The following is a 10,944-nucleotide window of genomic DNA, read 5'->3' on the forward strand; positions in this document are numbered from 1 at the left end:
ACGGTGCGTTTGAGCGAACGTTGGGTGGCACGGTAAACCACCCCCATTCCCCCACGCCCAATCTGTTCGTGCAAGTAAAAATCGCCAAGACGCCGCCCGTGCGGAGACGGATGGTTTTCGCGGTTGCGAGCGGCTGACGCGGTTTTCTTCGGCGACACGCTACGCGTCGCATAGTTCGCGGGGGCTGACAGCGTTGTCGACTGCGCGAACGACGATGCACCCGTTCCCGGATCCAATCCCGCTGCCATGCGGTGCAGATTCTGCAATCCGTCGACACAATAGCGCAGGGGTTGACGCAATTCAGGCGAACCCGATGTCAACTCGTCAATGGTCGGTGGCAACCCGTTCTCGAGTCCCGACATGTAACTTTCCAGCAACATGCTGAGCCGCTCTTTCTGCGCATCCGTCAAATGCCGGGTGACGTAGGGTTCCGCACTCAGATCAGTCATACTCATGGCGTTTTCTCTGGGCTATTCAATCGGATCGCAGGTTTCTTTGAACTTGTTGATCGCACGCAACCACATCATTCGCACGGCGCCCGATTTGCGATTCATGCGTTCTGCGATTTCGTCGAATGACAAACCTTGTAGATTGCGATAGACGATCACATCACGGTATTCGGGTTTCAGTTTTGCCAGCTGGTCCGACAATCGCAACGAAAGCTCGCGGCGGCCCATGTCTTCGCTTGGCGACAGCCCACGATCGGCCAAGATATTTGCCAATCGCGCCATGCTGTCGTCGACATTTTTGGCGATTTGATCCAGAGCGACCTCACGGCGAATGTCACGTTTTTGAGCGAACACGTTTGCTTCGATAGCGTGCCCTAAGCAATTGCTGAGGATCTGACGCAGCCACGCCAACAGCTCGCCTTCGCTGCGTCCTCGAAATGCAGGGAAATCGCGATGCGCCGCCAGCATCGTTTCTTGAACCAAGTCCGACGGGCTCATTCTGCGTCGCAACCGACCATCCAATTGAGTGGTGGCAAGTACGCTCAGGTAGTTGCGATACAACTGCAGCAACTCGCCGAGCGTATCGAGGTCACCGTGACGCACTTGCTGCAGCATCTCGGAAATGCTGATTTGAACATCCGATGATTCATGGGTGGTCGCTGTGGACATGACTTATCTCCTTCGAACACTCGATTCGAGAACTGTATTCGCAGTGAAGTTTTCGCTGTGAAAAGTGGGAAGTGACGCGAAAACACTTAGTTGCGGTGCCGCCAACCTCGTCAATTTGAACGTCGTTTACGTTTTAAGCAGCTACAAACCGCGCTGGTGAGTCGTGGGCGGTGAGGCACCGGGTAATGCGTAGAACCCGGCCGCTCACGCGCGAGCGGCTCACTAAATCAACAAGCCGCTAGCCTCGGATCCGACATGCAACCGGGGCAAGCACCCAAGCGGCTAACCGGGGCTAGTGCCCAAGCGGCTAACACATCCCTCTCACTCACGACCGCGTTCGCCAGCACTCGTTGCCAGCATTCCATGCGTGGTCGCGGGCCGTGGGGGGCCAAAGTTTGTTAAAGATTTCGGATGCTTTTTCCGTGACGCTCGCGTTGCCGCTATATCGTAAGGACGATTCTCGATTTCTTTCGTGACACTTTCAGGGCATTTACGTCCCTTAACCACAGAACTGCGAGTTCGCTGTCTCTCTTCACCTTTTCTGAATCCACCACCTTGTCCTGGAGGGTCACCCCCAATGGCTCACTTTCTGAATCGATGGTTCGGTTTCCTACAATCATCAACCAACACAAAGGTGCGACCTGCCCCCCCACGCCGTCGTTTGCGTGCCGAAACGCTCGAGACGCGTCAACTGCTGGCCGCCAATCTGTTTCATAACGAATTGATGCCCGAGGACGTTAACAACGATGGAGTCGTCTCGGCCGTCGATGCGTTGACGGTCATCAACGAAATGAATCGCCAACGCAATCATGATGGCGTGGCTAGCACCGTCAACGAGCGGGGGATGAGACCCGATGTGAATAACGATGGTCGACACACCTCGCTGGATGCATTGATGGTGATCAACCGGTTGAACCGAGAACAGGGACGGCATCATGTTCCCAACGATCCTTCGCAAAACGACGATACTTCGCAAAACACAGACACGCCGTCGGGCGATGAAAATCCAGAAACGGACCTTACCGACGAAGTCCGCTCGATTGATGGCAGCAACAACAACCTCGAGAACCCGGATTACGGTACAGCCAACTCGCCGTTGTTGCGGGTCGCCGACGCCGACTATGCCGACGGCATCTCGGAACCCGCGGGAACCGATCGGCCGAGTGCTCGTGAGATCAGCAACACGGTGGCGGCAGCCGATCCGGAGGGCACAACCAACGATCGCAATCTGAGTGATTTTGTCTATCTATGGGGGCAGTTCATCGACCACGATATCGATCTGTCCCTCACGCAAGACGGCGAGGATGCCGAATCGTTTGACATCGCCGTTCCCACCGGTGATCTCTATTTTGATCCCTCAGGCAGCGGAGAAGAGGTGATTTCGCTTACTCGGGCGGTGATCGCAGATGGCACCGGGACATCGACGGACAATCCGGCCGAGCAAGTCAACGCCATCACCGCGTGGATTGACGGTTCCCAGGTATACGGAAGCAATCAAGCGACAACCGATTTGTTGCGAGAATTCAGCGGCGGCCGAATGCGAACCAGCGATGGTGACTTGCTCCCCACCGACGAAGAGGGAAATGTCCAAGCGGGTGATATTCGCGTCGCAGAAAACCTCGGGCTGACCTCGATGCAGACCTTGTTCCTAAGGGAACATAATCGCATTGCCGACGACATCGCCGATGATAATCCGGATTGGAGTGACGAGGAAATCTTCCAAGCCGCACGGACGATCGTGATCGCTGAAATTCAATCGATTACGTACAACGAGTTCTTGCCCGCCCTGCTCGGCGAAGATGCAATCGCCGATTACGAAGGTTACGACGCGAGTGTCGATCCGTCGATTGCCAATGAATTCTCGACGGCGGCGTTCCGGTTCGGGCACTCCACTCTGAGCGACGAAATTGATTTTGTTGGCAACGATGGGGTCGAAATCCGCGAGGCTCTGTCATTGGCCAACGCCTTCTTTAACCCTTCGCTGCTAGAAGAAACCGGAATCGATTCAATCTTAAAAGCAGGCGCGTCAAGCTTGTCGCAGGAAGTCGATTTGGAAGTGGTCGATAGTTTGCGAAACTTCCTGTTCGGGGCTCCTGGATCGGGCGGGTTCGACCTGGTCTCGCTGAACATCCAACGAGGCCGCGATCACGGTTTGGCCGATCTCAATTCCGTTCGCACCGCATACGGTTTGCAAGCCTACGAATCGTTCTCGGAAATTACCAGCGACAGCGAACTGAGTGCGAAACTTGAAAGTCTGTACGGTGACGTCAATAACATCGATTTGTGGGTTGGTTTGTTGGCCGAAGATCATGCAGAAGACAGTTCGCTCGGTGAGACCTCATCGACCATCATCGCCGACCAATTCGAGAGAATTCGCGATGGTGATCGTTTCTACTATGAAAACACGCTTTCGAACCGCGAAATTCGCGAGATCGAAAACACCACCCTTGCGGATGTGATCCAGCGGAATACGGACGTGAATTCATTGCAAGAGAACGTGTTCTTCTTTGAACCATCGGTCTCGGGCACTGTGTTGGCTGAAACATCCGCTGTCGAATCGATCTCGGCGAATCGCGATAACAATCGCTCGCCGCGACACAACGACCGTCCGCGGGATCAATTCCGATCGACGGTGCCGATCGAAGGCGTCACGGTCGAATTGCTTGATGACCAAGGCAATCTGGTCGATTCCGTGGTGACGGATAGTGCGGGGAACTACAAATTTGATGCGTTCGATCATTCCGGTGAGTATCAAGTTCGCGTCGCGGCGACGGACGATGTCACGACCACCGGAAGTGATGCTGTTGACATCCTGATCAGTAGCGGCGACGTGAATCTGAAAGGGATCAACTTGACGGTCTTTGCATAACCAGACCGTGTTGACGGCGTTGGACGTTTCTCACCACCGTGGGTTTCACCGGAAATCCACTATGGTGCCGGTTTCTTTCTTTAGACACCCGCACACTCCCCCCCCTCTCTAGCCTCGTTGGATCGAATTGGCCCAAATGGTTATACTCGAAAACATGAACAGTGAAGTCACCAAGATTTTGACCGCCATCGACGCTGGCGACCGACAGGCCGCTGGCCAGTTGTTGCCGCTGGTCTATGACGAACTTCGCCGTTTGGCGTCACGCAAGATGACACAAGAGAAGGCGGGGCAAACACTGCAACCGACCGCTTTGGTCCACGAAGCGTTTATGCGTTTGGTCGGTAGCGAAGATCGTCCGCAATGGGACAGCCGCGGACACTTTTTCGCGGCGGCCGCCGAAGCGATGCGGCGAATCCTGATCGAAAGTGCACGGCGACGCAACGCCGAAAAGCGGGGCGGTGGGTTGGTGCGGTCCGAGCTGAATGACGACGATGCGGTACTCGATCCCGAAGATTTCGAAACCCTGTTGTCGCTCGATGAAGCCCTCACCAAACTTTCCGACGAAGATCCGGAGTTGGCGAAACTCGTTGAACTACGCTACTTTACCGGTTTGACGATCGACGAGACGGCCAAAGTGCTTGGCGTTTCCCCCCGGACGACGAAACGCAACTGGACTTATGCCCGAGCCTGGCTGCGACGAGAACTCGATGGCACACAATAGACGGGTAAGAACAAAGGGGCAAGAATAGAGAGTCAGGGTAGAGACCGCCGCGTCCTTTTCGCTCCATTGCCTACAAAAACGCGAGACAAATCTATTTTGGCCCCCACCGCGGTGGCTTCACGCATGATTCTATAGGTTGGATGATTGCTAATTTCTCTTGTGGTGCTTTTGCCGAGGGCCGACCTACGGCGACGCCATTGAATCCGAGCCAACGCAAGTTTTTTTTGCTGATTGAATAGCGTAGGTCCCCATGAGCAGTCTGAACGAACGATCGATTTTCTTGGAAGCGCTTGATTCGTCGACTTTGGAACAACGCAATGAGTATCTTGACTCCGCATGCGGTGACGACGCGGCATTGCGAGCTTCGGTCGAAGCGTTGTTAGCGGCCCACGATCGGCCGTCCAATCCGCTGGACAATCCAGTCGCTCAGGGGCTCTGTAATATGCCAACGCTCACCGCTGTCGATTCGCCACCGAAATCAACCGAACACGTCGGCATGAAAATCGGGTCGTATCGCTTGATGGAACAGATTGGCGAAGGCGGTTTCGGATTGGTTTTTGTGGCGCAACAAGAACATCCGGTCAAACGGCTCGTCGCCCTCAAAATCGTCAAGCCCGGCACGGGAACCAAAGAGGTCATCGCACGCTTTGAAGCCGAGCGTCAAGCCGTTGCATTGATGGATCATCCCAACATTGCCCAAGTCTTCGATGCCGGCGTGACCGACGATGCGCGGCCTTATTTTGTGATGGAACTTGTTCGCGGGGTTCCCATCACGGAGTTTTGTGACAATCACCAAATGAATGTGGTGGAGCGATTGAATTTATTCGCGGACGTGTGCTCGGCCGTGCAGCATGCGCATCAAAAGGGGGTCATTCATCGCGACATCAAACCGAGCAACGTGATGGTGACGCTTCACGATGATAAACCGGTGGTGAAAGTGATTGATTTTGGTGTCGCCAAAGCGATCGGGCAAACCTTGACCGACAAAACGATCTATACGCGTTTCTTCTCGATGATCGGCACCCCGCTGTACATGAGCCCCGAGCAAGCGGAGATGAGCGGTTTGGACGTCGACACACGCAGCGACATCTATTCGCTCGGTGTGATGCTGTACGAATTGTTGACGGGCACCACGCCGTTTGATCGCGAACGACTGGATTCCGCCGGTTACGACGAAATGCGGCGGATCATTCGCGAGGAAGAACCGCCCAAACCCAGTACGCGGTTGACCACGATGGGCGAACGTCTGAGCACCGTTTCGGTATCTCGGCACACCGAACCAACACGTCTGACAACGACGGTGCGAGGCGATTTGGATTGGATCGTGATGAAGTCGTTGGACAAGGATCGGCGACGGCGATACGAATCGGCTGCCGCGATGGCCGGTGACATTCGACACTATCTCAATGAACAACCGATCAACGCCCGCCCCCCAAGTCGCCGTTATCAAATTCGCAAATTTGCACAGCGAAACCGTGTTCCCTTGATCACGGCGTCATTGGTTGCCGGCACAATGATCATCGGATTGGTGACGAGTCTTTGGCAAATGTCCGCTGCCATCGACGAGCGTGACAAGAAGGACCAGGCGCTTCGAGCGGCGGTGCAAGCGAAAAACGAAGCCACCGAGGCGAGACGCGAAATCGAGCAGTTTGCCGAACGTTTAACGTCAGCGAATCTGCTGGTGGCCAGCGGGCAAGCGCATGCGGATGCCGAACAATGGCCCGAAGCTCGCCAAGACTATGCCGCTGCGATCGAAATGCAACCGAGTTACTATCTGCCCTGGGTTCAACGCGCGCAGTTCTTCACGCGATTGAAATTGTGGGACGAAGCCGCTGCGGATTACGAGCATGGATTAAAGCTAGGTGCCCCGACCGACTCACCACAGTGGTGGGGCGTGCCGGCGTTGTTTCAATTGACGGGAAACAAGCAAGCCTACGACCGCATGTTGGCGATCGATCTTGATCGCATTCAAAACGACAACGAGACGCCTCAGTGGTGGGCACTGCGTGGTATTGTGATTGCGTCCGAACCGACTACCGCCATCACCTACGATCAATTCGCTGCAGACGCCGAAGCTTGGCTAGCCCAAAAAGGAGCGCCCCCAGCCCATCGTGATGACGGAGGACCGTCACGGGATCGACGACCACCGCGAAATTCGCCCGATGATTTTGGTCAATTCCGCGACCCGAGAAACGCCCCCGACGGGCGTGGTTTTGGACCTCCCGGACGAAGGCCCTTTGAGAATTCTGGTCCGGGGCGAGATCGTTTTGGTGGTCCACCCAATCGCAATTTTTTGCCGCGAGAGGTCTGTTTGTATGTGACCGGGTTGACGCATCTGAGGGCAAACGATTTTACGCTGGCGATCGATCGACTTCGCGAGGCGGGCGACGACCCCAATTGGCCCGGCGGTGACATCGTTCATGCACCGCTTGCGATTGCGTTGCATCGGAGCGGCCAAGCGGACGAAGCACGCGAAGCACTGTTGAGAGCGGATGAATCGCTGAGCCGTTGGATCGCCGAATTACGAGAACAACCCACACGCTCGGCCTCGCTTCCATGGTTCGATCTTGTCGAAGCGATTGTCTTGCATCGCGAGGCCACGATTCTGTTGACCGGTTACGCCCCAGCAGAGCACCCCGAGCTGCGTGAATTGCGACAAACTTCGCTCGACCTGATCATCCAGTGACAATCTTCGCGACGAAACGACCCTGGTAGAAAGGGAGCAGGGGTTCCCCAGCAGATGTCTGAAACTTACTCGGGGAGAAGCGTCATGTCAGTGAGACTCATGTCAGTAGCGTCACGAGCTGTGATTCCATTCGTCGTGGTGACAGCCACGTGTTGGGGCAGTGATGTCCAAGCACAATGCTCAGGCGGTCGCGGAGGCGGCGGTGGCCCCGCGGGCGGGAGCATCGAAACCGTCTCGCCACTCAGTGGAGTGCCGCTTGATTCGGTCGCCGCAATCCAGACTGTCGCAGCACAACGGCAAATGTACCAGATGCAATTGGCACAGTGGCAGCAACAACAGCAGATGTTGGCCATGCAACAGCGAGCATACGAGCAGGAAGTCTACCGCGAACGACAGCAATCAGTGATTGAAAAGGAACAGTCGCTGCTTGCCCAACGGCAAGAACGCGCTGAACAGTTGCGGCAAAAACGAGCGGATCGACTCGCTGCTCGTATCGCAGAGCGTCGAAGTACGATGTTGACATCGACACAGCAGCAGGCGGAATCCACCGACGCCAATCCGTTCGCCGCAACTTATTAAGTCATCGTTCGGAGACAACTTGAAGCTTCAATCGTTGCCGGAAGGGCACGAACCCTCCGGTGACGCTTTGTCCGTTTCGCTAAAGTTACAAATGCAATCAGCGTATGCCGATCGGATGCGGTTGCGTCCGTCTATTTCACCGGATTGAATTTGAAGTTCCGGAACAGCATCTTCTGATGCACACCGCCATGCAGCTGCAAGCCAATTTTTCCTTTCTCGGGGAACCGGATCGCGTTGTAGGCGACAAACGGGACGTCGTTCAGAAAGGTTTGAATCCGTTTACCGTTGACCACCATTCGCAACGTATTCCATTGCCCCGGTTTGTGAACGGTTTTAACTTTGTCCGATTTCGCCGGATACGAACCTTGCTTATCCACCGGAGCGTAGATGCACGCGGTAAGGTCGACTTTCAACGACCGTGAAATACCGATCTGGACTTGGTGCGAATCGCCGTGCAAAAAGACTCCCGAATCATAATCGGGTGAATCTGTCTTGAATTCAACCACCAATTCAAAGTCCGCGAAGTCGTCGTCGGTCCACAACACGGATCCTTTTTTGTCGGGATTGTCGCCGATGATCATCCCATCACTCGCCGTCCAGTGCGACGCAAATTCATTCGGCTTGGTATGCCAGCCCTTTAACGTTTTGCCGTCAAACAGCACGACGTCGCCGGTCGAATCCGCGGCAGCGTGATCCTCGGCGGGCAACAGCGGAGCGGCAAACAAGCACAGGGCAATCGTGATGATAGATCGTTTCATGGCTACTTCAACAAATTAAGGGAGGGAGGGTAGTGAGTGGGCGGGAGAAAGGGGCAGGGAAGTGTCGCAGCAACGCGGGGTGAGTGCCGGAGGGATGAAACGTTTTGTGGCGTCTTTGTAGCGTCTTAGGATCCAACGATCGAATACAGACCGCCGCCTTCGCGTTTCAGTTTTCCTTGCTTGGCCAATTCTTGCCAAACAGATTTCGGGAATGAATCCGGGGGCGTGATTGCCGCCACGCCGGAGGATTGTCCGGATGACATGGGACCGTAACCCAATCGCGACTCGTCGTCCAAACGAGTCAGCTTCAGCCGTTTTCGGAACGCTTTCATCGCCAACCGCAATTCTTCTTTGGATGGGCCCGCGGGCTCGGCAGACCGATCGTCCGGGCTAGCGGGAATTTCTGATTCAGTCATAAAATAGCTCTGCCGTGGGTTCCTAGGCCGTTGTCCGTTCAAAATCGATTATCCTAGTTGGAACGCGGACGATCGGGGCGTGTATTGTCTACCACCGTCTCTCACGCATCAACCTTTTGACGCTTCGTCACCACGAATCTGAACAAAAAACCTTTTCGCTCTCGTCAATACTAAAATACGATCACCGGATCATTTTTGCGGCCACAATCCCACCAATCGGTGGCGATCGGCCTAAATTGCGGTCGGCACGCGTTGTCGCTATGTCTTTGTGATTCCGCCGCGCTTCGAGATTCTCCGTCACGTGTTACTCGTAAAGCCGAATTTCGCCCGCAAAGCTGAATCGATCCTGTCCAACGTCCAAGGAAACATGCCGCTATGAAGTCACACGCAATCTTGTTGTTCGCTTTTCTGTTGATGCCGCAATGGCATTTGGCCGCTGCCGAAAAACCCAATGTGATTGTGATCTATACAGATGACCAAGGATTTGGCGACGCCAGTTGCTTGAATCCGGATGCGAAATTCCAAACGCCCAATTTAGATCGGCTGGCCGCCGAAGGGATTGCGTTTACCAATGGCCACAGTTCCGATTCGGTTTGCACCCCGTCGCGATACGGATTGTTGACCGGTCGCTATGCTTGGCGAACGACTCTAAAGAAGGGAGTGATGATTGCCGAGGGCAAATGTTTGATCGACGATGATCGAATGACGCTGGCCTCGCTGCTTCGTGACAATGGTTACCACACGGCGATGGTGGGCAAATGGCATCTTGGGATGGATTTTCCTGGATCGAGTTATCGCGATCGTGACTGGACCCAACCTGTAAAGAACATGCCGCTGGACAAGGGATTCGATTACTTCTACGGCATTCCCGCGTCGTTGAACTACGGTGTCTTGGCTTGGTTCGAAGGCCGGTATGCCAAGGTCCCCCCGACGAAGTTTACGGCAAAGAAACCGAACGACCGGCACGTCGACTATCGCATCATGCCGCCTTACCAGGATTCGCCGGAGGAAACGGCCAAAGTCGTTGGAACACGAGGCATGGAGGTGGCACCGGATTTTATTGACAACCAATGTTTGACGCGGTTCACCGACAAGGCGATCGAGTGGATGGAAGGCAAAGCGAGCGATGCCAAATCGGGTAAACCGTTCTTCGTCTACTTGCCCTACACCTCGCCCCACTACCCGGTTTGCCCGTTGCCTGAATTCCATGGACAGGGTGACGCCGGCGGATATGGTGAATTTGTGATCGAAACCGACCACCATGTCGGTCGTGTCTTGAAGTTCCTTGAGCAATCCGGTCTCGATGAAAACACGCTGATCGTCTACAGCAGCGACAATGGTCCGGAAACCTCGTGGAAACAGCGGATTAAGAAATTCGACCACGACAGCAGTTCAATCTACCGCGGTGGCAAACGCGATATCTACGAAGGCGGCCATCGCGTCCCGTTTTTCGTTCGTTGGCCAAACGGGATCGCCGAACCCGGTCGTCGCTGCGACGCACTGGTGGGGCAACTTGATGTATTGGCAACCTTGGCCGACATCTTAGGCGTCAAGCTTCCCGAAGACGCCGGCGAAGATAGCCAGAGCTTTGCATCCGTGTTAACCGATCCGGCTGCAGAACACGAGCGATTGCCGCTAGTCAACCATGGTTTTTCGGGGCGATTCTCCGTCACCGAGGGGACGTGGAAATTGGTGCTTCCGCACAAAAACGCCAAACTCGAACTCTACGACCTTGCCAAAGATCCCGCAGAAGCGTCCAACGTCATTTCGCTGCATCCCGAAGTCGCCGACTCGCTG

8 protein-coding genes and 1 pseudogene are annotated in these 10,944 nt (G+C 55.1%); 5 read left to right on the forward strand and 4 right to left on the reverse strand.

Translation table 11 applies throughout. From position 1 onward, the window contains the following. Positions 1-455: pseudogene (locus RMSM_RS16660) on the reverse strand (hypothetical protein); the annotation flags it as partial. Positions 456-470: 15 nt separating this feature from the next. Continuing rightward, a complete protein-coding gene (locus RMSM_RS16665; RefSeq protein ID WP_008698591.1) occupies positions 471-1,118 on the reverse strand; it encodes a sigma-70 family RNA polymerase sigma factor in 648 nt (215 codons plus the stop codon). Positions 1,119-1,695: 577 nt separating this feature from the next. Here RMSM_RS16665 and RMSM_RS16670 point away from each other — a divergent pair. The 4 genes from RMSM_RS16670 to RMSM_RS16685 all read left to right on the forward strand — a co-directional run bounded on the left by RMSM_RS16670 (position 1,696) and on the right by RMSM_RS16685 (position 7,973). Next, entirely contained in the window at positions 1,696-3,987 is a 2,292-nt protein-coding gene (locus tag RMSM_RS16670) for a peroxidase family protein (protein ID WP_008698592.1), read from the forward strand. Between the two features lie 154 nt (positions 3,988-4,141). Continuing rightward, positions 4,142-4,708, forward strand: coding sequence for an ECF-type sigma factor (locus RMSM_RS16675; protein WP_040767526.1), 567 nt, complete (start codon positions 4,142-4,144; stop codon positions 4,706-4,708). Positions 4,709-4,958: 250 nt separating this feature from the next. Continuing rightward, positions 4,959-7,394 (forward strand): serine/threonine protein kinase, encoded by a 2,436-nt coding sequence (locus RMSM_RS16680; protein ID WP_008698594.1) that lies wholly within the window; start codon positions 4,959-4,961, stop codon positions 7,392-7,394. Positions 7,395-7,478: 84 nt separating this feature from the next. Further along, positions 7,479-7,973: a hypothetical protein gene (locus tag RMSM_RS16685; RefSeq protein WP_144057715.1), complete on the forward strand. Its 495-nt coding sequence runs from the start codon at positions 7,479-7,481 to the stop codon at positions 7,971-7,973. Between the two features lie 131 nt (positions 7,974-8,104). On the opposite strand, the gene RMSM_RS16690 is transcribed toward RMSM_RS16685, so the two are convergent. Together RMSM_RS16690 and RMSM_RS16695 are read right to left on the reverse strand one after the other, a co-directional pair. Continuing rightward, on the reverse strand, positions 8,105-8,731 hold the full coding sequence (locus RMSM_RS16690) for a 3-keto-disaccharide hydrolase (RefSeq protein ID WP_008698596.1): 627 nt from the start codon (positions 8,729-8,731) through the stop codon (positions 8,105-8,107). Between the two features lie 125 nt (positions 8,732-8,856). Next, positions 8,857-9,147 carry a hypothetical protein gene (locus tag RMSM_RS16695; RefSeq protein WP_008698597.1) on the reverse strand — a complete coding sequence of 97 codons (291 nt, stop codon included), beginning with the start codon at positions 9,145-9,147 and terminating at the stop codon, positions 8,857-8,859. Positions 9,148-9,561: 414 nt separating this feature from the next. On the opposite strand from RMSM_RS16695, the gene RMSM_RS16700 reads away from it, so the two are divergent. Continuing rightward, positions 9,562-10,944, forward strand: a 1,383-nt coding sequence (locus RMSM_RS16700; RefSeq protein WP_008698598.1) for a sulfatase family protein, incomplete at its 3' end; no start/stop codon positions are given.

This window comes from Rhodopirellula maiorica SM1, from assembly GCF_000346295.1.
GTDB classification, from domain to species: Bacteria; Planctomycetota; Planctomycetia; order Pirellulales; family Pirellulaceae; genus Novipirellula; species Novipirellula maiorica.

Bases quoted from the DNA above. Each gene is read 5' to 3' on its own strand.
- RMSM_RS16665 (WP_008698591.1), bottom strand. From the start codon at position 1,118: ATGTCCACAGCGACCACCCATGAATCATCGGATGTTCAAATCAGCATT.
- RMSM_RS16670 (WP_008698592.1), top strand. From the start codon at position 1,696: ATGGCTCACTTTCTGAATCGATGGTTCGGTTTCCTACAATCATCAACC.
- RMSM_RS16675 (WP_040767526.1), top strand. From the start codon at position 4,142: ATGAACAGTGAAGTCACCAAGATTTTGACCGCCATCGACGCTGGCGAC.
- RMSM_RS16680 (WP_008698594.1), top strand. From the start codon at position 4,959: ATGAGCAGTCTGAACGAACGATCGATTTTCTTGGAAGCGCTTGATTCG.
- RMSM_RS16685 (WP_144057715.1), top strand. From the start codon at position 7,479: ATGTCAGTGAGACTCATGTCAGTAGCGTCACGAGCTGTGATTCCATTC.
- RMSM_RS16690 (WP_008698596.1), bottom strand. From the start codon at position 8,731: ATGAAACGATCTATCATCACGATTGCCCTGTGCTTGTTTGCCGCTCCG.
- RMSM_RS16695 (WP_008698597.1), bottom strand. From the start codon at position 9,147: ATGACTGAATCAGAAATTCCCGCTAGCCCGGACGATCGGTCTGCCGAG.